The sequence below is a fragment of the Thermomonas carbonis genome (genome assembly GCF_014396975.1).
Lineage (GTDB): Bacteria > Pseudomonadota > Gammaproteobacteria > Xanthomonadales > Xanthomonadaceae > Thermomonas > Thermomonas carbonis.
Genome location: NZ_CP060719.1, coordinates 2,309,990 through 2,333,640 on the forward strand (window position 1 = coordinate 2,309,990; position 23,651 = coordinate 2,333,640).

25 protein-coding genes are annotated in these 23,651 nt (G+C 67.0%); 23 read left to right on the forward strand and 2 right to left on the reverse strand.

Annotated features, from left to right (window positions below; all coding sequences use genetic code 11):
- The first annotated feature begins 32 nt into the window (after window positions 1-32).
- The 14 genes from H9L16_RS10685 (at window position 33) to H9L16_RS10750 (ending at window position 11,921) form a co-directional block, all read left to right on the forward strand.
- Window positions 33-554 (forward strand): YceD family protein, encoded by a 522-nt coding sequence (locus H9L16_RS10685; RefSeq protein ID WP_187551684.1) that lies wholly within the window; start codon window positions 33-35, stop codon window positions 552-554.
- Between the two features lie 60 nt (window positions 555-614).
- Window positions 615-809: a 50S ribosomal protein L32 gene (rpmF, locus tag H9L16_RS10690; protein ID WP_187551685.1), complete on the forward strand. Its 195-nt coding sequence runs from the start codon at window positions 615-617 to the stop codon at window positions 807-809.
- Between the two features lie 124 nt (window positions 810-933).
- On the forward strand, window positions 934-1,944 hold the full coding sequence (locus tag H9L16_RS10695) for a beta-ketoacyl-ACP synthase III (RefSeq protein WP_187551686.1): 1,011 nt from the start codon (window positions 934-936) through the stop codon (window positions 1,942-1,944).
- Between the two features lie 155 nt (window positions 1,945-2,099).
- Window positions 2,100-2,987 carry an ACP S-malonyltransferase gene (gene fabD / locus H9L16_RS10700; protein WP_187554149.1) on the forward strand — a complete coding sequence of 296 codons (888 nt, stop codon included), beginning with the start codon at window positions 2,100-2,102 and terminating at the stop codon, window positions 2,985-2,987.
- On the forward strand, window positions 2,984-3,730 hold the full coding sequence (gene fabG / locus H9L16_RS10705; RefSeq protein ID WP_187551687.1) for a 3-oxoacyl-ACP reductase FabG: 747 nt from the start codon (window positions 2,984-2,986) through the stop codon (window positions 3,728-3,730). The genes fabD and fabG overlap by 4 nt, the downstream gene beginning before the upstream one ends.
- 111 nt (window positions 3,731-3,841) lie before the next feature.
- Window positions 3,842-4,081: an acyl carrier protein gene (gene acpP, locus H9L16_RS10710; protein WP_187551688.1), complete on the forward strand. Its 240-nt coding sequence runs from the start codon at window positions 3,842-3,844 to the stop codon at window positions 4,079-4,081.
- Between the two features lie 89 nt (window positions 4,082-4,170).
- Complete coding sequence (gene fabF, locus H9L16_RS10715) at window positions 4,171-5,409, forward strand: beta-ketoacyl-ACP synthase II (RefSeq protein WP_187551689.1); 1,239 nt, start codon at window positions 4,171-4,173, stop codon at window positions 5,407-5,409.
- Window positions 5,410-5,446: 37 nt separating this feature from the next.
- Complete coding sequence (locus tag H9L16_RS10720) at window positions 5,447-6,814, forward strand: aminodeoxychorismate synthase component I (RefSeq protein ID WP_425507194.1); 1,368 nt, start codon at window positions 5,447-5,449, stop codon at window positions 6,812-6,814.
- A gap of 100 nt (window positions 6,815-6,914) precedes the next feature.
- Window positions 6,915-7,715, forward strand: coding sequence for an aminodeoxychorismate lyase (pabC, locus tag H9L16_RS10725; protein ID WP_187551690.1), 801 nt, complete (start codon window positions 6,915-6,917; stop codon window positions 7,713-7,715).
- A complete protein-coding gene (mltG, locus tag H9L16_RS10730; RefSeq protein ID WP_187551691.1) occupies window positions 7,712-8,770 on the forward strand; it encodes an endolytic transglycosylase MltG in 1,059 nt (352 codons plus the stop codon). Before pabC ends, mltG begins: the two co-directional genes overlap by 4 nt.
- Entirely contained in the window at window positions 8,767-9,426 is a 660-nt protein-coding gene (gene tmk / locus H9L16_RS10735; RefSeq protein WP_187551692.1) for a dTMP kinase, read from the forward strand. Before mltG ends, tmk begins: the two co-directional genes overlap by 4 nt.
- 2 nt (window positions 9,427-9,428) lie before the next feature.
- Window positions 9,429-10,430, forward strand: coding sequence for a DNA polymerase III subunit delta' (locus H9L16_RS10740; protein ID WP_187554151.1), 1,002 nt, complete (start codon window positions 9,429-9,431; stop codon window positions 10,428-10,430).
- Between the two features lie 52 nt (window positions 10,431-10,482).
- On the forward strand, window positions 10,483-10,833 hold the full coding sequence (locus tag H9L16_RS10745) for a PilZ domain-containing protein (RefSeq protein WP_425507266.1): 351 nt from the start codon (window positions 10,483-10,485) through the stop codon (window positions 10,831-10,833).
- A gap of 137 nt (window positions 10,834-10,970) precedes the next feature.
- Entirely contained in the window at window positions 10,971-11,921 is a 951-nt protein-coding gene (locus tag H9L16_RS10750) for a DUF4380 domain-containing protein (protein ID WP_229796597.1), read from the forward strand.
- Between the two features lie 60 nt (window positions 11,922-11,981).
- Here the strand turns inward: H9L16_RS10750 and H9L16_RS10755 are convergent, their stop codons facing one another.
- Window positions 11,982-14,057 (reverse strand): 3-hydroxyacyl-CoA dehydrogenase NAD-binding domain-containing protein, encoded by a 2,076-nt coding sequence (locus H9L16_RS10755; RefSeq protein ID WP_187551695.1) that lies wholly within the window; start codon window positions 14,055-14,057, stop codon window positions 11,982-11,984.
- 166 nt (window positions 14,058-14,223) lie between these two features.
- On the opposite strand from H9L16_RS10755, the gene rpoE reads away from it, so the two are divergent.
- The 9 genes from rpoE to recO all read left to right on the forward strand — a co-directional run bounded on the left by rpoE (window position 14,224) and on the right by recO (window position 22,958).
- Window positions 14,224-14,838 (forward strand): RNA polymerase sigma factor RpoE, encoded by a 615-nt coding sequence (rpoE, locus tag H9L16_RS10760; protein WP_187551696.1) that lies wholly within the window; start codon window positions 14,224-14,226, stop codon window positions 14,836-14,838.
- A gap of 10 nt (window positions 14,839-14,848) precedes the next feature.
- On the forward strand, window positions 14,849-15,709 hold the full coding sequence (locus tag H9L16_RS10765; protein ID WP_187551697.1) for a sigma-E factor negative regulatory protein: 861 nt from the start codon (window positions 14,849-14,851) through the stop codon (window positions 15,707-15,709).
- A 64-nt stretch (window positions 15,710-15,773) separates the two neighbouring features.
- On the forward strand, window positions 15,774-17,312 hold the full coding sequence (locus H9L16_RS10770; protein ID WP_187551698.1) for a DegQ family serine endoprotease: 1,539 nt from the start codon (window positions 15,774-15,776) through the stop codon (window positions 17,310-17,312).
- 134 nt (window positions 17,313-17,446) lie between these two features.
- A complete protein-coding gene (gene lepA / locus H9L16_RS10775; RefSeq protein WP_187551699.1) occupies window positions 17,447-19,240 on the forward strand; it encodes a translation elongation factor 4 in 1,794 nt (597 codons plus the stop codon).
- A gap of 73 nt (window positions 19,241-19,313) precedes the next feature.
- The gene (lepB, locus tag H9L16_RS10780) at window positions 19,314-20,117 is read left to right on the forward strand and encodes a signal peptidase I (RefSeq protein ID WP_187554152.1); all 804 of its coding nucleotides are present in this window, start codon (window positions 19,314-19,316) and stop codon (window positions 20,115-20,117) included.
- 29 nt (window positions 20,118-20,146) lie between these two features.
- The gene (locus H9L16_RS10785; RefSeq protein ID WP_187551700.1) at window positions 20,147-20,527 is read left to right on the forward strand and encodes a DUF4845 domain-containing protein; all 381 of its coding nucleotides are present in this window, start codon (window positions 20,147-20,149) and stop codon (window positions 20,525-20,527) included.
- Window positions 20,487-21,191 (forward strand): ribonuclease III, encoded by a 705-nt coding sequence (gene rnc, locus H9L16_RS10790; protein ID WP_187551701.1) that lies wholly within the window; start codon window positions 20,487-20,489, stop codon window positions 21,189-21,191. The genes H9L16_RS10785 and rnc overlap by 41 nt, the downstream gene beginning before the upstream one ends.
- Window positions 21,188-22,108 (forward strand): GTPase Era, encoded by a 921-nt coding sequence (gene era / locus H9L16_RS10795; RefSeq protein WP_187551702.1) that lies wholly within the window; start codon window positions 21,188-21,190, stop codon window positions 22,106-22,108. The genes rnc and era overlap by 4 nt, the downstream gene beginning before the upstream one ends.
- Before the next feature lie 118 nt (window positions 22,109-22,226).
- Window positions 22,227-22,958 carry a DNA repair protein RecO gene (recO, locus tag H9L16_RS10800; protein ID WP_187551703.1) on the forward strand — a complete coding sequence of 244 codons (732 nt, stop codon included), beginning with the start codon at window positions 22,227-22,229 and terminating at the stop codon, window positions 22,956-22,958.
- Here the strand turns inward: recO and H9L16_RS10805 are convergent.
- Complete coding sequence (locus H9L16_RS10805) at window positions 22,955-23,650, reverse strand: response regulator (protein WP_187551704.1); 696 nt, start codon at window positions 23,648-23,650, stop codon at window positions 22,955-22,957. The two genes, recO and H9L16_RS10805, sit on opposite strands and share 4 nt — an antisense overlap.
- Between the last annotated feature and the right edge of the window lies 1 nt (window position 23,651).

Sequence of the window (23,651 nt, forward strand, 5' to 3'; positions counted from 1 at the left end):
CAGTGTTTGCGCCACGTAACATTTTCCGGCTTATGTCCGACTTGCCGAACAGCTGGGTGCCCGAACACGTGGATGCCTGGCGGATGGTCGCGGCGCGGCGGGAATTCGAGGGCCGGATTCCGCTTGCGGCGATGACCCGGCTGCGCGACGCCTTGCTCGAACCCGATGGCGACGCCCGCTACACGCTGGCGTTCGGCACCGACGCCCTGCAGGTGCCGTATGCCGAGCTGCGAATCGAGGCGGAACTGCCGCTGGAATGCCAGAGCAGCCTGCGTCGATTCGTGATGCCGGTGCAGCTGGTGCAGCGCCTGGGGCTGATCCGCGACGAGGCCGATGAAGCGGCCCTGCCGGAGGAGTACGAGGCGTTGCTGGTGGAAGCCGACGGGATGTTGCACCCCGCCGTGCTGGTGGAGGATGAATTGATTCTGGCGTTGCCGGTGGTGCCGGTGTCGCCCGATGCCGAAACGGTCGAGCGCGACTTCGCGCCCACCGTCGAGGAAACTGCCCAGGCCAACCCGTTTGCGGCGTTGTCCGGGTGGAAGAAAGATGATTGATTGAGTGCGGCATCGCCGCGCCCCGTTCGTAGTGATCCATTTCAGATTTGGAGTTGCAGCATGGCCGTCCAGAAGTCCCGCGTTTCCCCGTCCCGTCGTGGCATGCGCCGTGCGCATGACGCGCTGTCCGCCAAGCAGCTGGCCACCGACCCGACCAGCGGCGAGACCCACCTGCGCCACCACGTGACCGCCGACGGTTACTACCGCGGCAAGCAGGTCATCGCGCCGAAGACCAAGGTTGCCGACGAAGAGTGATCCGCGGCCGCAAGGTCGTTTGTCGAGTTGAACGCCCGGCCGCGCCCATCAGCGCGGCCGTCTGCGTTTGTGTCGCGTCCATGCCGGCATCGCATACGATGGCCGTTCCGCCAGGAGTCCATCGATGAGTGAGCCTGTCTTGGGTCAGCGCAGCGCTAATCCGCAGATCTACAGCCGCATCGCCGGCACCGGCAGCTATCTGCCCGAGAAGGTGCTGACGAACGCCGACCTGACCGAGTTCGTCGACACCACCGACGAATGGATCGTGGCCCGCACTGGTATCCGCGAGCGCCACGTGGCCGCCGACGGCGAAACTACCTCCGATCTCGGCTACCACGCCGCGTTGCGTGCGATGGAAGCCGCGGGCGTGACCGCCGCCGACATCGACCTGATCATCATGGGCACCACCACGCCGGACCTGATCTTCCCGTCGTCGGCCTGCCTCATGCAGCACAAGCTGGGCGCGAACGGTTGCCCGGCGTTCGACGTCAACGCCGCCTGTTCCGGCTTCATCTACGCGCTGACCATCGCCGACAAGTTCATCCGCTCCGGCGCAGCGAAGACGGCGCTGGTGGTGGGTTCGGAAACCCTGACCCGAATGCTCGACTGGAGCGATCGCGGCACCTGCGTATTGTTCGGCGATGGTGCAGGTGCGGTGGTGCTGAAGGCCGACACCGACACCGGCATCCTCAGCACCCACATGCACGCGGATGGCGGCAAGAAAGAGCTCCTGTGGAACCCGGTCGGCGTCTCGGTGGGGTTCAAACCCGAGGAAAAGAACGCCGGCGTGCGCGTGCTGATGACCGGCAACGAAGTCTTCAAGCATGCGGTGAAGGCGCTGGACTCGGTGGTCGAGGAAGCGCTGGAAGCGAACGGCATGGATCGCCACGACATCGACTGGCTGGTCCCGCACCAGGCCAACCTGCGCATCATCGAAGCCACCGCCAAGCGCCTGGACATGCCGATGGAGCGGGTGATCGTCACCGTCGACCGCCACGGCAACACCTCGTCCGGATCGGTGCCGCTGGCACTCGACGAAGCGGTGCGCGCCGGCAAGATCCAGCGCGGCCAGCTGGTGCTGCTCGAAGCCTTCGGTGGCGGCTTCACCTGGGGCTCGGCGCTGTTGCGCTACTGATCGGGCATACGCCCCGGTACAGACGGGCTAGAGCAATTGCTCGTATCATGCGCGTCCCTTGATTTTGCGGGCGTTCCAGCGCCCGATGACGCGTGAGCGAAGCCCCCGCACAACTCGCCCTGGTCTTCCCCGGCCAAGGCTCGCAATCGGTCGGCATGCTGGCCGAACTCTCGGAATTGCATGCCTGCGTGAAGGCGACTTTCGAGGAAGCCTCGCAGGGTGCTGGCGTGGATCTGTGGGCGCTGTCGCAGGCCGGACCGGAAGAGCTGCTCAACCGCACCGAATACACCCAGCCGGCGCTGCTCGCTGCAGGCGTGGCGGTGTGGCGTGCGTGGCAGGCCAGCGGAGGGCCGATGCCGACCGTGTTGGCAGGCCATAGCCTGGGCGAATACAGCGCACTGGTCGCGGCCGGTGCGCTGTCGCTGCACGATGGTGCGCACCTGGTGCGCATTCGTGGCCAGCTGATGCAGGACGCAGCACCTGCCGGCACCGGCGCGATGGCGGCAGTGCTGGGTGCCGAGGACGCGCTGGTGCTCGAAGTCTGCGAAGCCGTGTCCGGCGTCGAGGTCGTGGTGCCGGCCAATTTCAACTCGCCGGGGCAGGTCGTGATCGGCGGCCACGCGGCCGCGGTCGATGCTGGGTTGGCGATGCTGGCCGAACGCGGCGTGCGCAAGATGGTGAAGCTCTCGGTCAGCGTGCCCTCGCACACGCCACTGATGCGCGACGCCGCCAACCGGCTCGCCGAGACCATGGCTGGCCTGCAGTGGCAACTGCCGTCATTGCCGGTGGTGCAGAACGTCGACGCGACCGTGCACGACAGCATCGATGCGATTCGCGAGGCGCTGGTGCGCCAGCTTTACCTGCCCGTGCAATGGACCGGTTGCGTGCAGGCATTGGCCGCGCGCGGTGTGGGGCGCATCGGCGAATGCGGTCCGGGCAAGGTGCTGGCGGGCCTTGCCAAGCGCATCGACAAATCGCTCGACGCGCGCGCGCTGGGCACACCGGCCGACTTCACCGGCGCTATCGAGGAATGGAACGCATGAGTGAGTTGGTATTGAAGGGCGAAGTCGCACTGGTCACGGGCGCGTCGCGCGGGATCGGTGCCGCCATCGCCGACGAACTTGCCGCGCTGGGCGCAACCGTGATCGGCACCGCCACGTCGGATGCGGGTGCACAGGCGATCGGCGAGCGCCTGGCTGCAGCCGGTGGCCATGGTCGTCGCTTGAACGTCAACGAGGCCGGCAGCATCGAGGCCCTGATCGATGCGGTGTCGACCGAATTCGGCGGCGTCTCGATCCTGGTCAACAATGCCGGCATCACCCGCGACAACCTGCTGATGCGGATGAAGGACGAGGACTGGCAGGCCATCCTCGATACCAACCTGACCAGCGTCTATCGCGCCTCGAAGGCAGTGCTGCGCGGGATGATGAAGGCGCGCAAGGGCCGCATCATCAACATCGCCTCGGTGATCGGGGTCACCGGTAATGCCGGGCAGGCGAACTACGCCGCGGCAAAGGCCGGCATCATCGGTTTCAGCAAGTCGCTGGCGAAGGAGATCGGTTCGCGCGGGGTCACGGTCAATGTCGTTGCGCCCGGCTTCATCGCCACCGACATGACCGCGGACCTGCCGGACGCAGCCAAGCAGGCCATGCTCGGGCAGATCGCGCTGGGCCGGCTCGGCGAGCCAGCCGACATCGCCCGCGCGGTGGCCTTCCTGGCCGGACCCGGCGCGACCTACATCACCGGCGAAACCCTGCACGTCAACGGCGGGATGTACATGCCGTAGCATTCGCGGCGTGGGTGCCGCGGGCGGCCCCATCGCCATGGATCCAATCCGGGAACGCCATCCGGCTTTCTCGTACACTAACCACGAAACCGCCCCTGAGGAGCACCGCACATGAGCAACATCGAAGAGCGCGTCAAGAAGATCGTCATCGAACAACTGGGCGTCAAGGAAGAGGACGTCAGCAACAGCGCATCGTTCGTCGAAGATCTCGGCGCGGACTCGCTGGACACGGTCGAGCTGGTGATGGCGCTCGAGGAAGAGTTCGAGTGCGAGATCCCGGACGAAGAAGCCGAGAAGATCAGCACCGTGCAGGCCGCGATCGACTACATCAAGGCGCACGTCAAGGCCTGATCCGCCTTCGTGAGTCTCGACGCCGGGGCCGCTGACGCGGCCCCGCGCGTTTGCACCGCCGCAACATCGCAACGAATCGAGGAATCGCCATGTCGAAACGACGCGTAGTAGTGACCGGGATGGGCATCGTCTCGCCGCTGGGCAACGACCTGGCCAGCAACTGGGACGGGATCGTCAATGGCCGTTCCGGCATCGGCCCGGTGGCCGGTTTCGATGCCAGCAGCTATCCGACCCGGATCGCAGGCGAGATCCGCGACTTCGACGTCACCCGCTGGGTGAACCCGAAGGACGCGAAGAAGATGGACCACTTCATCCACTACGGCGTGGCTGCGTCGCTGATGGCGCTGGAGGATTCCGGGCTGCAGGTGACCGAGGCCAACGCCGAGCGCATCGGCGCGCTGATCGGCTCCGGCATCGGCGGCATCTGGGGCATCGAGGAGACCTCGGTGAAGCTGCACGATGGCGGGGTGCGCAAGATCAGCCCGTTCTACATCCCCAGCACCATCATCAACATGCTGCCGGGGCAGGTCTCGCTGCTGACCGGCATCAAGGGCCCGAATTTTTCCGCCGTGTCCGCCTGCGCCACCGCCAACCATTCGATCGGGATGGCGATGCGCATGATCCAGTACGGCGACGCCGACGTGATGATCGCCGGTGGCGCCGAACGCGGCAGTTCGCCGACCTCGATGGGCGGCTTCTGCGCGATGAAGGCGATGAGCACCCGCAACGACGATCCCGCCGCCGCCTCGCGCCCCTGGGACGCCGGCCGCGACGGGTTCGTCCTCGGCGACGGCGCCGGGATCCTGGTGCTGGAGGAATACGAGCACGCCAAGGCCCGCGGCGCGCGCATCTACTGCGAGCTGGCCGGCTTTGGCGCGTCTTCCGACGCCTTCCACATGACCGCGCCCAGCGAGAACGGGGACGGCCCCGCGCGCTGCATGGCGATGGCGTTCAAGGACGCCGGCATCAATGCGGACCAGGTCGGTTACCTCAACGCGCACGGCACCTCGACGCCGCTCGGCGATTTGGCGGAAACCCTGGCGATCAAGCGCGCGCTGGGCGACCACGCCTACAAGACGATGGTCAGCTCGACCAAGTCGATGACCGGTCACCTGCTTGGCGCCGCCGGCGGCGTGGAGGCGATCTACACGATCAAGGCGCTGGAAACCGGGATCATCCCGCCGACGATCAACCTGGAAACGCCGGGCGAAGGCTGCGACCTCGACTACGTGCCGAACACCGCGCGTGATTCGAAGGTCGATGTGGTGGTTTCGAACGGATTCGGCTTCGGCGGTACCAACGGCACGTTGGTGTTCCGTCGCATCTGATGCCGAGGCACTCCCTTGCATGCAGGGGAGCGCGTCGATGGGGTGCTCCGTGCCGATGATCACCCGAATTCTTCCCGCCGATCTCGACTTGCTCGACCTGCATCGGCTGGATCCGGTGCGCTATCCGGTGCTGCTGGAATCCAGCGCGACCGGCGCGCATGGCCGCTGGGACATGTTGCTCGCTCACGCAGGCGAATCCTTCGCCCTGCATCGTGATGGTGTAGTCCGCGACCAGGCAGGCGCGCGGCTCGACGGGCGATTTCTCGATGTACTCGATGCGCGCTGGCGGGCGTTGCGCATTCCGCGTGATGCGGGCAGCAAGCTGCCATTCTGCGGTGGCTGGGCGCTGCTGCTGGGATACGAACTTGCGCAGCAGGTCGAGTCCGTCCTGCGGTTGCCGCAATCGATCGGTGGGCTGCCCGTCGCCTGCGCGCTGCGTTGCCCGGCCGCTGTGCTGCGGGATCGCGTCAGCGGCGAATGCATCGCGATCGCGGAACTTGATGCCGACGCTTTGCTGGATCGCATCAGCGCGGATGTCGAACCCGCGCGTGCGATGCCGGCACTCGCTGATTGGCAGCCACCCGCAGCAGTCGAGGAAGACGCGCCGCAAGGTTATATCGGTGGCGTGCAGCGTGTGCTGGAGTACTTGGCCGCAGGCGACGTGTTCCAGGTCAATCTCTCGCGCGGCTGGACGGCACGCTTCAAGGGGTCGCTCGATCCCGCCGGCTTGTTCCAGCGCCTACGAGGCAATAACCCCGCGCCATTCGCCGGGATCTTCGGTGGCGATGGCTGGAGCGTGGTCAGCGCGTCGCCAGAGCGATTGGTATCGGTGCACGGCGATGTCGTCGAAACCCGCCCGATCGCCGGCACCCGACCGCGTTTCGATGGGGACGACGATGCCGAGCGCATCCGCGAGCTGGTCGGCCATCCAAAGGAACGTGCCGAGCATGTGATGCTGATCGACCTGGAGCGCAACGACCTGGGGCGCGTCTGCACGCCCGGTAGCGTGGTGGTCGACGAGCTGATGACTGTCGAGAGCTACGCGCACGTGCACCACATCGTCAGCAACGTGCGCGGGACCTTGCTGCCCGATGCGACGCCGGGTGGGGTCATCGCCGCGGTGTTCCCTGGCGGCACCATCACCGGTTGCCCGAAGGTGCGCTGCATGCAGATCGTCGCCGAACTGGAAGGCACGGGCCGTGGCGCGTACACCGGCGCGATGGGCTGGTTGAATCGCGACGGCGACATGGACCTGAACATCCTGATCCGCAGCGGCGAAGCCGAAGGGCAGGAGCTGCGCTTCCGCACCGGTGCCGGCATCGTGATCGACTCCGACCCGCAACGCGAACTCGACGAGACGCGGGCCAAGGCGCGCGGCATGCTGCGGGCGCTGGGCGTCGAATGAAGGGCCTCCAAGCTCGCCGGGTGCGGACGCCATGGGGTTCGACTGAGCCGCTCCCCGATACTCGCTTCGTGAGTCGAACCCCATGACATCCGCTGCATACATGGGGCGCGATCGTCTGGACACGGTTTCGATCGCCAACCGGGGATTGAACTACGGCGATGGCGTCTTCGAAACCATGCGCGTGCATCGCGGCGCATTGCCGCTGTGGCCGCAGCACCTGGCGCGGTTGCGTGAAGGCGCCGGGCGTCTGGGCATCGCGGTGCCCGATGTCGATTTCATCGAGGCACGCATCGCCGACATGGTGTCGGCGGTAGACGCCGGCGTGCTCAAGCTGCTGCTGACCCGCGGCGAAGGCGGGCGTGGCTACGCGCCACCCGCGGACGCGGTGCCGACGTGGATGCTGTCGCTGCAGCCGTTGCCGGAGGTCTTGGCTGGCTTGCGCGTGCATCCCTGCGAAACCCGCCTGTCGATGCAGGCCGCGCTGGCCGGGATCAAGCATTGCAACCGGCTCGAACAGGTGCTCGGCCGTGCGGAGGCGGTGCGCGCGGGATGCGACGAAGGCCTCATGCAGGATCTGGCCGGCAACCCGGTGTGCGCGACATCGGCCAATTTGCTGGTGCTGCGCGATGGTCGCTGGCGCACGCCGGCGGTGGAGACCTGCGGCGTGGCCGGCGTGCTGCGTGCCTGGCTGCTGGCGCAGGATCTCGTCGAGGTCGCGGCAGTGCCGCCCGAGGGCCTTGCCGACGCCGACGCCCTGGCGCTGTGCAACGCGGTGCGCGGTATCCTGCCGATGCGCGCATTGGGCGCGCGCGAGTGGTCGCCGCATCAGGCGACCGACGAATTGCAGGCACGGTTGGCGATGGCATATCCGATGTTCCAACACGCAGGTTCAAAGCCGTGAGCCGCGGCCGGACGGGCGGTTTTTTCCGTCGTGCATTCCTTGTCCTGCTGCTGGCGGCGGTGGCGGTCGGCGCGTGGTACTGGACGCGCTACCAGGGCTTTGCCGATGCGCCGCTGGTGGGCATCGGGGCGGGCGACAGTTTGGTCGTGAAGCGCGGCGATTCGCTGGACAAGGTCCTGCGCACCCTGCAGGCGCAGGGCGTGGACACGGGCGATCGTCTGCAGTGGCAGGTGCTCGCGCGGCAGACCGGTGCCGCCGGCAAGTTGCAGGTCGGCGAATACGCGCTGGTGCCCGACACCTCGCCGCGCGCGCTGCTGCTGGCGATGCGCGATGGCAAGGTGGTGCGGCGCAACTTCACCATCGTCGAAGGCTGGAACATCCGCGACGTGCGTGCCGCGCTGGCGAAGGTGGATGGACTCGAACACGATTCGGCGGGGCTGGACGATGCCGCACTGATGAAGGCGCTCGGGCATCCCGGACAGCATCCGGAGGGACGCTTCTTGCCTGAAACCTATGCCTGGGTACAGGGCGATAGTGACCTCGACTTGCTCAAGCGTGCGCACAAGGCACTGCAAGTGGCGCTGGACGAAGCCTGGGCCACGCGCGCCGAAGACCTGCCGTTGAAGAACGCGGACGAAGCGCTGGTCCTCGCGTCCATCGTCGAAAAGGAAACCGGTATCGCCGAGGAGCGTCCGGCCATCGCCGGGGTGTTCGTGCGTCGATTGAAGATCGGCATGCGTCTGCAGACCGACCCCACCGTGATCTACGGCATGGGCGCGGCCTATGCCGGCAACATCCGCCGCAGCGACCTGACCACCGACACGCCGTACAACACCTACACCCGCGCCGGCCTGACCCCCACCCCGATCGCGATGCCGGGCAAGGCCGCGTTGCGTGCGGCCACCCGGCCGGCCGACGCCGATGCGCTGTATTTCGTCGCGGTTGGCGATGGTAGCGGCCGGCATGTGTTCTCGCCATCGCTGGATGCGCACAACGCCGCAGTCCGCGAGTACCTGCGGCGTTACCGTGCGCAGCGCGAGGCCGCCCCGAAGTGACGCAAACCCTGCAACGCCAGCCGCGCCTGCTGAGCATCGAAGGCGGCGAGGGCGCCGGCAAGAGCACGGTGCTGTCCGCCCTGCGCGAGGCATTGCTGGCCGATGGTTTCGACGTGGTGAGCACGCGCGAACCGGGTGGCACGCCACTGGCGGAACGCATTCGCGAGCTGCTGCTGGGCGGTTCCGGCGAACCGGTACACGCAGAGACGGAATTGCTGCTGATGTTCGCGTCGCGCGCGCAGCACGTGCGCGAGGTGGTGCTGCCGGCGCTGCATCGCGGTGCGTGGGTGATCAGCGACCGTTTCACCGATTCCAGTTATGCCTACCAGGGCGCGGGACGCGGGTTGGACGAGGACTTCATCGCCACGCTGGAACGGCGAGTGGTCGGCATCGAACCCGGCCTGACCCTGCTGTTGGACCTCGGCGTGGCGCACGGGCGCGAGCGCACACGCGGTCGCGACCTGCTCGGAGGCGGCACGCCCGACCGCATCGAGCGCGAACGCGACAGCTTCTTCGAGCGCGTGCGCGAGGGCTTCCTCACCCGCGCGGCGCAGCATCCGGATCGCTTCCGGGTGATCGATGCCAGTCCCGACGCGGCGAGCGTGGCCGCCGCCGCACTCGCGGCGTTGGTGGCGTATCGCGAGACGCTGCGATGAGCCTGTTGCCGGCGCTTAGCCCGTGGCAGCAGCGCGCCTACGACCACGCTGCTGCTGCCATCGACGGTGGCCATTTCGGCCATGCGACCCTGATCACCGGCCCCGCCTTGATCGGCAAGCGCGTGCTGGCGGAACACCTGGCGCATCGTGTGCTGTGCCGCTCGCCGAAGGCGGATGGCCAGGCCTGCGGCGCGTGCAAGGGCTGTTCGCTGTTCGCCGCGCGCGCGCAGTACGACCCGCTGGAAACGCGGCCGGATGGTGCGTTGTCCCATCCGTGGGGGCACAGCGCGCATCCCGACTTGTCGATGGTCGGTTACGAGTGGAAGTTGAAGCCGTCGCCGCCGAAGATGCGTGCCGAGCTGGTCATCGAACAGATCCGCTCGCTGTCGGAAAAGCTGTCGCTGACGCCGCAGCTGGGCGGCGCGCAGGTGGTCATCGTCGATCCTGCAGACGCGATCAACTGGAATGCATTCAACGCACTGTTGAAGACGCTGGAGGAACCGCAGCCGGGTCGCTACCTGTGGCTGCTGTCGTCCAATCCGGCGCGCCTGCCTGCGACGATCCGCAGCCGTTGCCAGCGGCTGGACGTGCGCCTGCCGCCGCGTGCGGAAGCCTTGGCCTGGCTACTGTCGCGCGGGCATGCGGCGAAGGCGGCCGGCGAAGCGCTGGACGCCGCGCGCGGGCATCCCGGCCTGGCCGATGCGTGGGCGTCGGGCGATGGACTGGCCCTGCGCCGCACGGTGGCCGACGATGTACAGGCACTCGGTCGCGGCCAGGCCGCGGTGGGCGAGGTCGCGCAACGCTGGGTCGCCGATGGCCGGGCAAGTGAACGCTTGCAGCATCTTGCCGAACTCGCCCTGCACGATGCCGCGGGCTTGACCGATTCGGCCGCAACCCGCACGCTGGCCGCGCGGTTCGACGCCGCCAACCGCGCGCGCGACCTGTTGCGCAGTACGGTGCGCGCCGACCTTGCAGTAGCCGAATCATTGCTTGCCTGGTGCTGATGTCCAACGCACGCCCGGCATCGCGAACGGGGGATGACGCATGAGCAGTCCGATGGGTGGTGGAGCGCGGCAGGGCATCCTGTCGCTGGTGGTCAAGGACAAACCGTCGCTCTACAACGCCTACATGCCCTATGTGCGCCAGGGCGGCATCTTCGTGCCGACCACCCGCCGGTATTTCATCGGCGATGAAGTGTTCCTGCTGCTGACCTTGCCGGATTCCTCCGAGCGCCTGCCGGTCGCCGGCAAGGTGTGCTGGGTCACCCCGACCGGTGCGCAGGGCAGCCGTCCCGCCGGCATCGGCGTGCAGTTCGCCGATACCGCAGAGGGCGAGGCCGTGCGCGGCAAGATCGAAACCACGCTGGCCGGCACACTCAATTCGGACAAGCCGACGCAGACGATGTGATCGGCATCTTGCCGGAGCGTCGCATCATGCAATTTCGCGCGTGCTTGTGGTCTTGCGGAATGTTGCTGGCCCTGTGCTTGCCGACAGTGTTCGCAGGCGATGGCGATGCTGATGCCGCGTCATCGAGAGTGCGTCTGGTGGATGCGGGCCTCGTCGTCGAGGTCTCGCCACGGCTCGGCGGACGCATGCTGCATCTGTCCTTGCCCGGTGCGCCGAACCTGTTGAAGGTGGGCGATGCGGTCGCCACGCAACCCGATCCCCAAGTCGATGCGGAGGCAAGAGACATCGGCTACCTCGGCCATCAGGTCTGGCTGGGCCCGCAATCGCAATGGTGGATGCATCAGCAGTCCAATCCTGCGCGGCGCGAAGCGCAGGCACCCTGGCCGCCGGATCCCTGGCTGTCGTACGCCGCGACCGAGGTCGTCGGGCAGACCGCTGAGCACATCGCACTGCGCGGTACACCCAGCCCGGTCAGCGGCGTGCGCATGGTGTACCGCTACGCCTTGCCCGCAGGCACATCGGGAACGCTGCAAACCTCCGCGACGATGCGCAACATCCGCGACACGCCGGTGAGCTGGGATATCTGGTTCAACAGTCGGGCGCCGGCCGACACGCGCGTGTACGTGCCGGTCGCAAACGAAGCCGACGTGCGCCTGCGCCACGATGTCGATGGCGGATTCGACGGGCTGTCGGGCGCGACCGCAGGCGGGTTCTTCAGCCTCGATCTGGATGCGCCCGCCGCCGGCAAGCAGGGCAGGCGCGGCAAGGTATTCATCCAGCCACGCGCCGGATGGATGGCCGGCTTCCGCGCCGGCCAGGCCTTCGTGATCCGCTTCGAGCTGCAGCCGCGCGAACGCATTCATCCAGAACACGGCCAGGTCGAGTTGTACCTGAACTGGCTGCCTGACGATCAGGCCGGCAGCCTGCTGGAAATGGAAGTGCACGGGCCTTACACGACACTCGCGCCCGAGGCGGAGGCCAGCGCGAAGGAGACCTGGATCGTGCGCCGCTACGACGGTCCGGATCGCCGCGAGGCGCAACTCGCGTTCCTGGCGACGATGCTGGCCGAGGCCGGCATCGAGCCCTGACATCGCCGCACGAAAAAGGCGCCGAAGCGCCCTGTTCGTGCATCGCGATTCAAGCGGCCATTACTGCGGCGGTTCGCGCAGCGCCGGATTGTCCCAGCCCTGGCGTGGCGCGAAGCGCTCGCCGTATTTCGCCTGCAGGGCCTTGAGTCGTTCCAGCAAGGCATCGGCACCAGCGGTACGGATGTACTGGATCGGGCCGCCGCGGAACGGGGCGAAGCCGGTGCCGAAGATCGCGCCGGCATCCAGCAGGTCGGCATCGGCCACCACGCCGTCGTGCAGGCAGGCCACCGCTTCGTTGAGCAGGGGCAGGATCAGGCGATCTTCGAGGTCGTCGGGCGCCTTGTAGTCGGCCGGCAGTTCGGGCTTCCTGGCCTTGCCGTTCTCCCACGTGTACAGGCCTTGGCCGTCTTTCTTGCCGCGTTTGGTTGGATCGACCTGCGCCAGCGCCGCCGGTACTTCCAGACCCAGGAACGGCGCGAGTTCGCGGCCCACGCCGGCGGCCACGTCCAGGCCAACGGTGTCGATCAGTTCGATCGGACCCATCGGCATGCCGAACTTCACCGCCGCCTTGTCGATCGCCGGGCCGGGGATGCCTTCGGCGTAGGCGGTGCCGGCTTCCAGCATGTAAGGGAACAGCACGCGGTTGACCAGGAAGCCGGGCGTGCCCGCCACCGGCACCGGGAACTTGCCCAGCGCCTTGCAGAACGCGGCCAGCCGGCGCTCGGTCTCGGGCGCCATGCCGTCGTGGTGGATGATCTCGACCAGCGGCATCTGCGCGACCGGGTTGAAGTAGTGCAGGCCGGCGAATTGCGCCGGCCGCGCGATGTGCCCGCGCAGGTCGTCGAGCGGGATCGACGAGGTGTTGGTGGTCAGCAGCGCGTCGGGTTTCATCCGCGGCTCGAGGGTTTCATACAGCGCGCGCTTGGCTTCGGGATTCTCGATGATCGCCTCGATGACGAGATCAGCCTTTGCCACGCCATCGCCGGCAAGGTCGCCCTGCAGGCGCTGTGCAACGGCGGGACGCTTGGCGGGATCCTTGACCTTCTTGTCGAACAGCGCCTGCGCGCGGGTCATGGCGGCATCGATGAAACGCTGCTCGCGATCCTGCAGGGTGACCTCGAAGCCCTTGTAGGCGGCGAACGCAGCGATGTCGCCACCCATCACCCCGGCACCGACCACATGCACATGGCGGATGCCGGCATCGCCCTTGCCAAGGCCTTTCAGGCGTTCGGTCATGAAGAAGATGCGGATCAGGTTGCGTGCAGTGGTCGTGCCAGCCAGTTTCACCACCGCACGGCGCTCGCCATCCAGCCGCGCCTGCAGGCTCTTGCCGCCGAAACGCTGCCAGGTGGAAATCAGCGCATACGGCGCCGGGTAGTGATCCTTCTTGGCCTTGCGCGCCACCTGCTTGGCCATCTGCGGCGCCAGCAACTTGCGCGCGACGAAGGTGTTGGTGACCCAGCCGAGCGCGCGCTGCTTGAACGGGCGCGTCGTGCCACGCAGCGCCAGCGAGGCCGCGGCATCGATCAGCAATGCGGGTTCGACGACCTTGTCGACCAACCCGATCCCACGCGCGGCACTCGCCGACAACGCGCGACCGGTGAGCATCATGTCCATCGCCGCAGGCGCACCGACCAGGCGAGGCAGTCGCGCGCTGCCGCCCCAGCCCGGGAAAATGCCGAGTTGGGTTTCCGGCAGGCCGATGCGGGTGGAGGCATCGTTGCTGGCCACGCGATAGCGACATGCCAGTGCGATTTCGGTGCCGCCGCCCATGCAGAAACCGTGGATTGCGGCCACCGTCGGACAGGGCAGTTCGGCGAGTCGCTGGAACACGTCCTGGCCTCGACGGATGGCATCGTCCACGGTGCCCTTGCGGTCGAACTCCTGGAATTCCTTGAGGTCGGCGCCGGCGATGAAGCCGCTGGCCTTGGCCGAGGCGATCACCACGCCTTTGGGAGGGTCGATGGCGATCCGTTCCAGCACGTCGGCCAATTCGATCAGCACGTCCTGCGAGAACGCGTTGACCGCGGCGTCGGCGCGATCGAACTGCAGGACCAGCACGCCGTCCTCGCGGCGCTCGGGGCGCCAGTGGCGGAGGCGAAGCCCGTCGAAGCCTGCGGCGGGAGAATCGGCCATGCGCGTACCATCCATACCAGTCGAGTGGAAGGGCATCCTAGCCCGGCCCGTCTTGAATACCTGTCAAATCGCCTTCAGGTAAAAGCACTGGCGCGGAACTTCCGTTGATCATCGCTGTCACATGGCCCGGACGCGACCGGGCTCATCAACGAGGAACCGGCGCGCAATGGCCGAGGATGACGTGTCTCAAGCCCTGGACCAGGATCTGGTCGCCCGCGTGCAACGCGGCGACAGCGCCGCCTTCGACCTGCTGGTGCGCAAGTACCAGCACCGGACGGCTGCGCTGATTTCGCGCTACATCCACGACTGGTCGGAAGTCCAGGACGTGGCCCAGGACACCTTCATCCGAGCCTATCGCGCCATCGGCGGCTTCCGCGGCGACGCGCAGTTCTCCACGTGGCTGCACCGGATCGCGGTCAATACCGCGAAGAACCACCTGATGTCGAGCAACCGCAAGCCGCCGACCGACGATATCGAAATCGAGGATGCCGAGCAGTTCGAGTCCGGCCTGCGCCTGCGCGACAACGACACGCCCGAGCGCGAACTGATGCGCCAGCAACTGGAACAAACGGTGCTGCGCGCGGTCGAAGACCTGCCGCCCGAATTGCGCGACGCGATCACTTTCCGCGAAGTGGAAGGTATGAGCTACGAAGAGATTGCCGAGCGCATGGATTGCCCGATCGGCACGGTGCGTTCGCGCATCTTCCGTGCCCGCGAAGCGATCGACGAGCGCATGAAACCCCTGCTGGACCACGACGAACGCAAGCGTTCGCACGCCTGAGCCCGCCGCCATGACCCACGACACCACACTCCGCGCCAATTCCCTGACCCAACTCAGCAGCCGCGAGCAGTTGTCCGCCTTGATGGACGGCGCGCTGCCGGCGGACGAAACCCGTTTTCTGCTGCGTCGACTGCAGCACGATGCATCGCTGGCCGAATGCTGGGAACGATGGCGACTGGGTGGCGAAGTAATGCGCGGGCTTGCCCCGGCGCAGCGGCTGCCGGCGGATTTCGCCTCGCGCGTCGCGCTGGCGTTGCAGCAGGACGAACAGCCGTCGAAGACGGTCGCATCGCCCGGTCGCAAGCCGACGTGGTTGCGCTGGGGCGGTGGTGCGGCGATGGCGGCCTCGCTGGCGGTGGTGGTCGGTTTCGTCGCCAGGCAACCCGTTGCGGACACACCCGGCGTGGCACCACCACCGCTGGTCGCTGCAGCCTCGACCCAACTCGATCCTGCGCCGGTCCCGTCGTTGCCCGAGCCTGCTGCACCGTCGCTGCCTGCGGCCAGCGAGACCCTGGTCGCTGCGACCGCCATCGCCGCCGTGGCGCGACCGCAGCGCAGCCGCAACAGCGCCAGCAGCACGCAGGCCACACGCATTTCGACCGCACCACAGCGTGAGCGCCAGATCGAAGCGCTGGCTACCGCCAATCTGCCGATCGATGCGCCGCAACCCGACATCGTGACCCGGCCGTGGCCGCGCTCGGTACTGCCGCAATACGCCGGCAATCCGCTGGCTGCGAGCTTCGGCGGACAGGTTCGTGCCGAAGCGCCGTACAACCCGTTCGAGTCGCCCGCGCTGGCCGAAATCCCGCCGCCTGCCGCTTCGCAATCCGCACCCGAGTCTGCCCCTGCGGATGCCAGCAGCCGACCCTGAGCGGCGCGTGCACGACCCGATCCAACCGATCCGATCCATTCATGCGTACGAGGATTCGTCGACGATGACTGCTGCCAAGACTCCATTGCTTCGCCCGCTGGTCCTGTCCGTTGCCTTGGCCGTTGCCGGGCTGGGGGCTGGCACCTGGTACGGCGTGGCGACCGCGCAATCGGCGGTGCAAGCCCCGGCCCCCGAGCTGGTTGCCGGTTTGCCCGACTTCACCCGGCTGGTCGACCAGGTCGGTCCCGCGGTGGTCAGCGTGCAGGCGGAGATCGGCAACAAGTCGCAGGCGATGGCCCCCCAGCGAGGCCAGCAACAGATGCCCGATGACGAGGAAATCCCGGAGTTCTTCCGGCGCTTCTTTGGCCCCGGTATGAGCCCGATGCCCGGAATGCCCGGTGGCCCGGGCGGACCGAATGCGCGCCCGCGTGGCATGTCGCAGGGCACCGGCTTCATCATTTCCGCCGACGGCTACGTGCTGACCAACCACCACGTCGTCGATGGTGCTGACACGGTGCGGATCCGGATGACCGATCGCCGCGAGTTCGTCGCCAAGGTGGTCGGCAGCGACGAGCAGTCCGACGTCGCGTTGTTGAAGATCGACGGCAGCGGCCTGCCCAGCCTGCGCATCGGCGACTCGCGCACGCTCAAGTCCGGGCAGTGGGTGGTCGCGATCGGTTCGCCGTTCGGGCTGGATCATTCGGTGACCGCCGGCATCATCAGTGCGGTCGGTCGCGCCAACCCGTATGCGGGTCAGCGCTACGTGCCTTTCATCCAGACCGACGTGGCGATCAACCGCGGCAACTCGGGCGGTCCGTTGCTGGACACGCGCGGCCAGGTGGTCGGCATCAACTCGCAGATATTCAGCAATTCCGGCGGCTACATGGGCGTGAGCTTCGCCATCCCGATCGATGTGGCGATGAACGCGGTGCAGCAGCTCAAGGCCACCGGCAAGGTCACCCGCGGGCAGCTGGGCGTGCAGATCCAGGCGATCACCCGCGAAAATGCGAAGGCCTTGGGTCTGGCCGAGCCCAATGGCGCACTGGTCGCGCGGGTCGAGCCGGGCAGCCCGGCGGAACGCGCCGGCATCCTCCGCCAGGACGTGATCCGCAGCATCAATGGCCAGCCGGTGTACGACTCCAGCGACCTGCCGCCGATCGTTGGCGCGATGGCACCGGGCACCAAGGTGTCGATCGAAGTGATCCGCGACGGCAAGCCACGCACGGTCACTGCGACCCTCAATCAACTGACCGAAGCCACCGCCGGCCCCGCTGTCGGCGCGGATGGCGCACCGCGTCCGGCTGCCGCCGCCCAGGCGAACGCGCTCGGCATCGTCGGCGAAGACCTCGACCCGCAGCAGCGCAGTCGGCTCGGCCTGGAAGCGGGTGAGGGCGTGCTGGTCGCACGGGTGGAAGGCGTGGCGGCGCGTGAGGCCGGCCTGCGCCCCGGCGATGTCATCCTGGCCGTGGGACGCAATGACGTGTCCAGTGCCGCCACCCTCAATGCCCAGCTGCGCGCGTTCGGCACTGGCAAGCCGGTGATGCTGCTGGTGCGCCGGGGCGGTGGCACCCAGTACCTGACGATCAATCCGAGCGGGGACTGAGTTCGGCGGGTGGCGTCCGTCCGTGCCGGCTGGGCACGGACGGGGCTGTGCGATAATGATCAGCTAACCCCCAGACAGGCTGCGACCCGCTGCCGTCGCAGCCCCACAGCCGAGTCTCCATGCAGCACGATTCAATGCGGAACATCCGCAACTTCTCGATCATCGCCCACATCGACCACGGCAAGTCGACGCTGGCCGATCGCATCATCCAGCTCTGCGGCGGCCTGCAGGACCGCGAGATGGAAGCGCAGGTGCTCGATTCCAACCCGATCGAGCGCGAGCGCGGCATCACCATCAAGGCGCAGTCGGTCTCGCTGCCGTACACGGCGCTGGATGGCACGACGTACCAACTGAACTTCATCGATACCCCCGGCCACGTCGACTTCAGTTACGAAGTCAGCCGCTCGCTGGCCGCCTGCGAAGGCGCGTTGCTGGTCGTGGACGCGGCGCAGGGCGTCGAGGCGCAATCCGTCGCGAACTGCTACACCGCGGTCGAGCAGGGCCTGGAAGTGGTGCCGGTGCTCAACAAGATCGACCTGCCGACCGCCGACGTCGACAAGGTCAAGGAAGAAATCGAGGCGGTGATCGGCATCGATGCCGAGGACGCGGTGGCGATCAGCGCCAAGACCGGCCTCAACGTACGCGATGTGCTGGAGGCGATCGTCAAGCGCATCCCGCCACCGACGCCGCGCGACACCGACAAGCTGCAGGCGCTGATCATCGACTCGTGGTTCGACAACTATCTGGGCGTGGTCAGCCTGGTCCGGGTCATGCAGGGCGAGATCAAGCCGGGCGACAAGCTGCTGGTGATGTCGACCGGCCGCACCCATCAGGTCGACAAGGTCGGCGTGTTCACTCCCAAGCGCAAGGAGCTCACGAAGCTCGGTGCTGGCGAGGTGGGCTGGGTGCACGCCTCGATCAAGGACGTGCATGGCGCACCGGTCGGCGACACCCTGACGCTGGCGGGCGATCCCGCGCCGGGCCCGCTGCCCGGCTTCCAGGAAATGCAGCCGCGCGTATTCGCCGGCATGTTCCCGGTGGATGCCGAGGATTACCCGGACCTGCGCGAGGCGCTGGACAAGCTGCGCCTCAACGATGCCGCCCTGCGTTTCGAGCCGGAGAGTTCCGAGGCGATGGGCTTCGGCTTCCGTTGCGGCTTCCTGGGCATGCTGCACATGGAGATCGTGCAGGAGCGGCTGGAGCGCGAGTACGACCTGAACCTGATTTCCACCGCGCCCACGGTGATCTACGAGGTGCTGAAGACCGATGGCGGCATCGTGCCGATGGACAATCCCGCCAAGCTTCCGCCGATCAATCAGGTCCAGGAAATCCGCGAGCCGATCATCCGCGCCAACATCCTCACCCCGCCGGATTACATCGGCAACGTGATCAAGTTGTGCGAGGAGAAGCGTGGCGTGCAGGTCGGGATCACCTACATGGCCAGCCAGGTGCAGGTCAGCTATGAATTGCCGATGGCCGAAGTCGTGCTGGATTTCTTCGACAAGCTGAAATCGGTAAGCCGCGGCTATGCGTCGCTTGACTACCACTTCCTGCGTTTCGAGGCTGGCCCGTTCGTGCGCGTGGACACGTTGATCAATGGCGACAAGGTCGATGCGTTGAGCATCATCGTCCACCGCAGCCATGCCGACCGACGTGGCCGCGAGCTGACCGAAAAGATGAAGGAGTTGATTCCGCGGCAGATGTTCGACGTGGCGATCCAGGCTGCGATCGGCGCGCAGGTGATCGCCCGAACCACGGTCAAGGCGATGCGCAAGAACGTGCTGGCCAAGTGCTACGGTGGCGATGCCAGCCGCAAGAAGAAGTTGCTGGAGAAGCAGAAGGCCGGCAAGAAGCGGATGAAGCAGGTCGGCAGCGTGGAAATCCCGCAGGAAGCCTTCCTCGCGGTGCTGCAGATGGACAGCAAGTGATTTTCTTTTCCTTCTCCCCTTGCAGGCAGGTGGCCGCAGGGCGGAAGCGCGGCCATATGGAGACGTTCGCATGATGGTGTGGTTCGAGACGATCCTGGTCGCCCTGACCGCGTTGACCGGTTTCATCTGGTTGCTCGACAAGCTGTTCCTGGCCAAGCGCCGCGCCGCCGCCGCCGGTCCGCTGGACGAGGTCAAGGAACCGGTGGCCGTGGACTATTCCAAGGCCTTCTTCCCGATCCTGGTGCTGGTGCTGGGCCTGCGCAGCTTCGTCGCCGAACCATTCCGGATCCCGTCCAGTTCGATGATGCCCACCCTGCTGATCGGCGACTTCATCCTGGTCAACAAGTTCTCCTACGGCCTGCGCTGGCCGATCACCAACAAGAAGTTCCTGGCCAATGGCGCGCCTGAGCGAGGCGATGTGGTGGTGTTCCGGCCGCCGCACCACCCGCGCCAGGACTGGATCAAGCGGGTCATCGGCCTGCCCGGCGACACAGTCGGGTACCACGACAACAAGCTGACCGTGAACGGCCGCGAAGTGCCCTATCGCATGGAAGGCGTGTACCAGGGACTGGGCCAAGGTGCCGAGATGACCGGTGCCTCCAGACTTACCGAGGGCCTTCCCGGACGGCCGCATTTTGTCCTGCGCCGCGACGACACCCCGTTGCCTTACCAGGGGGAGGGTGACTGGACGGTGCCGGAGGGGCATTATTTCGTCATGGGCGACAATCGCAACAACAGCGAGGACAGCCGGTTCTGGGAGACGCACTTCCTGCCGGAGTCCAACCTGCGCGGCAAGGCGATGATCGTGTGGATGAATTTCGACCGCCAGGCCGACCACTGGGTGGACACTTCCCGGATCGGCAAGCGGATTCCTTGATGTATCGACCGTCGGAAAGGGGAGCACCAATGAAGCGCAAGCAAGGCGGCATGACCATGCTGGGGTTCCTGATCACCCTTTCCGTGGTGATCCTCTTCATTTTCTGCGGCATGAAGATCGTGCCGATGTACATCGAGTTCTATTCAGTGAAGAAAGCGCTCGCCAGCATCGCCAACGAGCAGAGCGCTGGCGCTACCTCCAAGGACGCGATCCGCGGGATGTTCGCAAGGCATCTGAAGATCGACTACGTGAAGATCATCAAGCCGGACATGCTCAAGATCGAGACCACCGACAGCGGCTTCAACCTCAGCGTCGACTACGAGCGCCGCGAAGAATTGATCGCCAACCTCGACGTGGTCGGCAAGTTCCATGCAGAGCAGGCCCTGGTGCGTGGCGCAGCCGCGCAATGACCTGGCGCCGCGCGCATTCGCCGGGCACGTCTATACGGACCCGGCTTTGCTCGATCAGGCGCTGACCCATCGCAGCGCCGGCAGTCCGCACAACGAACGTCTGGAATTCCTCGGCGATGCGCTGATCAATCAGTTCATCGCCGAGGCGCTTTACCGGTACTGGCCGAAGGCCGACGAAGGCGCGCTGACCCGCGGCCGCGCCGAGTTGGTCCGCGAGTCGGCCCTGGCGGGGATCGCTCGCACGCTGGATCTTGGCGCGAACCTGGTGCTCGGGCCTGGGGAGATGAAGACCGGCGGCCATCGCCGCGATTCGATCCTCGCCGATGCACTGGAGGCACTGGTCGCGTCGATCTACCTGGATGCCGGCTTCGATGCCTGCCGCGCGGTTGTGCTGCCGTGGTTCGACCCGCTGATTGCGGGGCTGCCGCCGGCGAACAAGGTCGGCAAGGACGCCAAGACCCGGCTGCAGGAATGGCTGCAGGCGCGCCAGCGCGGACTGCCCGTTTACACGCTGGTCGAGGAACACGGCGACGACCATGCCCGGATCTTCCGGGTCAGTTGCCGCCTGGCCGAACCGGCCATCACCACCGAAGGCGAGGGCAGTTCGCGCCGCGCCGCGGAACAACAGGCGGCCGAAGCTGCCATGCAGGTCATCGACGCATGAACAACCAGTCCCAACGCAGTGGCGCGATCGCGGTGATCGGGCGCCCGAACGTCGGTAAGTCGACCCTGGTCAACGCCCTGGTCGGCGCCAAGGTCAGCATCACCTCCAACCGGCCGCAGACCACGCGTCATCGGTTGCTGGGCATCGCCACGTTCCCGGGCGGGCAATTGCAGCTGGTGGACACGCCCGGCATCCATGGCGAGCAGGGCAAGCGCTCCGGCAAGGCGATGAACCGCATGATGAACCGCGCGGCGCGCGGCGCGCTGGAAGGCGTGGACGCGGCGGTGCTGGTGATCGAGGCCGGCCGCTGGGATGCGGAAGATGGTCTGGCCTTCGATGCCCTCCGCGAGGGCGGCTTGCCGGTGGTACTGGTGGTCAACCAGGTCGACAAGATCAAGGACAAGGGCGCGCTGCTGCCGTTCATCGCCAAGGTCAGCGATGGCCGCGAGTTTGCCGCCGTGCATCCGCTCTCCGCGCTCAAGCGCAAGGGACTGGAGGCGCTGGTCGACACCCTGCTGGGCCTGGTGCCGGAAGCCGCGCCGCAGTTCGGCGAGGACGAGATCACCGACAAGAGCCAGCGCTTCCTCGCCGGCGAGCTGGTGCGCGAGCAGTTGATGCGCCAGTTGGGCGAGGAACTGCCCTATGCCACCACGGTCGAGGTGGAAAAGTTCGAGGAAGACGTGACCGGCAGGCAGCTGGTGTACCGGATCGACGCGGTGGTCTGGGTGGAACGCGAAGGCCAGAAGGCGATCGTGATCGGCAAGGGCGGCGAGCGCCTGCGCGAGATCGGCACGCGCGCCCGTGGGCAGATGGAGCGCCTGTTCGATGCCAAGGTGTTCCTGCAGACTTGGGTGCGCGTGCGCGAAGGCTGGTCCGACGACGAAGCGGCATTGCGCTCGCTCGGTTACCACGACTGATGTGTGCTCCCTCCCTTGCGAAGCCGGGGAGGGCCGGGGAGGGGTTTCGCTTGGCGACGAGGGAAAAACACCCCCTCCCAACCTCCCCCTTCGCTTCGCGCAAGGGGAGGGGTTGAACATGCGCTTCGTCGGCGAGCCGGCGTTCGTGCTCCACGCGCGCGCCTGGCGCGAGACCAGCCTGCTGGTAGAAGTGCTGAGTGCCGAACATGGCCGCATCGGCCTGGTCGCGCGTGGCGTGCAGGGACCGAAAAAGCATGTCTTGCGTGCGGCGCTGCAACCGTTGCAATCGATCCGCTTTGACGGCGTGCAGCGGGGCGAACTGGCGCAGCTAACCTCGGCGGAAGCGGTCGATGCCGCGCCCCTGCTGCACGGCGATGCCTCGCTTGGCGCTTTCTATCTCAACGAACTGTGCATGCGGCTTGCGCCACGCCAGGCCCCGCAGCCCGATTTGCATGCGGCCTATGCGCAGGTGCGCGAACGCTTGCGCGTGGGCGAGCCCTTGGCGTGGATCCTGCGCCGCTTCGAGCGCGACCTGCTGGAGGCGCTCGGTAGCGGGTTCGAGTACGTCACCGATGGTGATGGCACCGCGATAGACCCCGCCGCGCGCTATCGGCTGGAGGCGGAACACGGACCGCGGCGCGTCCTCGGCGAACGCGTGGGCGAGCGTCGCGAGAGCGCGACCGGGCGCGCACTGCTGGCACTGGGCGATGACGCGATGCCGAATGCCGAAGATCTGGCCAGCCTGCGCCTGCCCTTGCGCGCGATGATCCTGCACGAGCTGGGCGGGCGCGGCCTGAAGTCGTGGGAGATGCTCGGTGAACTGGGGCGGCTGGCCACGCCGAAAGCCTAGGCCGCGATCAACGCATCCGCGGCCACCACGAATGCATGCATCGCGGCGGGGTCGGATGGGCTAGCCATCAACAGGCGAACCGCATCGCGCAAGCGATCCGCACCGACGAACCCGCAACTCGCCGACAACCTGTGCAACTCCGCATGCATCGCCGCAACATCGCCGGCTGCCGCGACGATCCGCGCGCGTCGTGCCGGCAATTCGCGCAGGAACAATTGGCGCAGCGCCTCGACATGGGAGACCTCGCCGAGTGCCGCCAGCGCGCCGGCATCGTTCCAGTCCGGCAAGGCCGCATCGTTCACACGATGCGATGGCAGCGGCAAATGCCGGCGCAACGCGGCATGCAGTGCGGCCACGCCGAGCGGCTTGCACAACACCTCGATGAAACCGGCGGCAAGCAATCGTTCGCGTGCGGCAGCGTCATTGGTGGCGGTATGCGCCAGCGCGGGCGTGTTTGCGCCACATGCGCCTGCATCCAGCAGGATCTCGCCGCGGCCATCGGGCAGGTTGGCATCGACCAGCCACAGGTCGAAGTACGTTTGAGCGATCGCCCGACCGGCCTCTGCCAGGCTGCCGGCGACCTGCACCTCGGCCGGCAACGCGCTGGCGGCATCGCGCAGGAACGCTGCGCTGACCGGATCGTCCTCGACCAGCAACAGGCGCGGCAAGGCGTTGGCGGTGGCGGGATTCATC

Bases quoted from the DNA above. Each gene is read 5' to 3' on its own strand.
- H9L16_RS10685 (WP_187551684.1), top strand. From the start codon at position 33: ATGTCCGACTTGCCGAACAGCTGGGTGCCCGAACACGTGGATGCCTGG.
- rpmF (WP_187551685.1), top strand. From the start codon at position 615: ATGGCCGTCCAGAAGTCCCGCGTTTCCCCGTCCCGTCGTGGCATGCGC.
- H9L16_RS10695 (WP_187551686.1), top strand. From the start codon at position 934: ATGAGTGAGCCTGTCTTGGGTCAGCGCAGCGCTAATCCGCAGATCTAC.
- fabD (WP_187554149.1), top strand. From the start codon at position 2,100: ATGCTGGCCGAACTCTCGGAATTGCATGCCTGCGTGAAGGCGACTTTC.
- fabG (WP_187551687.1), top strand. From the start codon at position 2,984: ATGAGTGAGTTGGTATTGAAGGGCGAAGTCGCACTGGTCACGGGCGCG.
- acpP (WP_187551688.1), top strand. From the start codon at position 3,842: ATGAGCAACATCGAAGAGCGCGTCAAGAAGATCGTCATCGAACAACTG.
- fabF (WP_187551689.1), top strand. From the start codon at position 4,171: ATGTCGAAACGACGCGTAGTAGTGACCGGGATGGGCATCGTCTCGCCG.
- H9L16_RS10720 (WP_425507194.1), top strand. From the start codon at position 5,447: ATGGGGTGCTCCGTGCCGATGATCACCCGAATTCTTCCCGCCGATCTC.
- pabC (WP_187551690.1), top strand. From the start codon at position 6,915: ATGGGGCGCGATCGTCTGGACACGGTTTCGATCGCCAACCGGGGATTG.
- H9L16_RS10745 (WP_425507266.1), top strand. From the start codon at position 10,483: ATGGGTGGTGGAGCGCGGCAGGGCATCCTGTCGCTGGTGGTCAAGGAC.
- H9L16_RS10755 (WP_187551695.1), bottom strand. From the start codon at position 14,057: ATGGCCGATTCTCCCGCCGCAGGCTTCGACGGGCTTCGCCTCCGCCAC.
- rpoE (WP_187551696.1), top strand. From the start codon at position 14,224: ATGGCCGAGGATGACGTGTCTCAAGCCCTGGACCAGGATCTGGTCGCC.
- H9L16_RS10765 (WP_187551697.1), top strand. From the start codon at position 14,849: ATGACCCACGACACCACACTCCGCGCCAATTCCCTGACCCAACTCAGC.
- H9L16_RS10770 (WP_187551698.1), top strand. From the start codon at position 15,774: ATGACTGCTGCCAAGACTCCATTGCTTCGCCCGCTGGTCCTGTCCGTT.
- lepA (WP_187551699.1), top strand. From the start codon at position 17,447: ATGCGGAACATCCGCAACTTCTCGATCATCGCCCACATCGACCACGGC.
- lepB (WP_187554152.1), top strand. From the start codon at position 19,314: ATGGTGTGGTTCGAGACGATCCTGGTCGCCCTGACCGCGTTGACCGGT.
- H9L16_RS10785 (WP_187551700.1), top strand. From the start codon at position 20,147: ATGAAGCGCAAGCAAGGCGGCATGACCATGCTGGGGTTCCTGATCACC.
- rnc (WP_187551701.1), top strand. From the start codon at position 20,487: ATGCAGAGCAGGCCCTGGTGCGTGGCGCAGCCGCGCAATGACCTGGCG.
- era (WP_187551702.1), top strand. From the start codon at position 21,188: ATGAACAACCAGTCCCAACGCAGTGGCGCGATCGCGGTGATCGGGCGC.
- recO (WP_187551703.1), top strand. From the start codon at position 22,227: ATGCGCTTCGTCGGCGAGCCGGCGTTCGTGCTCCACGCGCGCGCCTGG.
- H9L16_RS10805 (WP_187551704.1), bottom strand. From the start codon at position 23,650: ATGAATCCCGCCACCGCCAACGCCTTGCCGCGCCTGTTGCTGGTCGAG.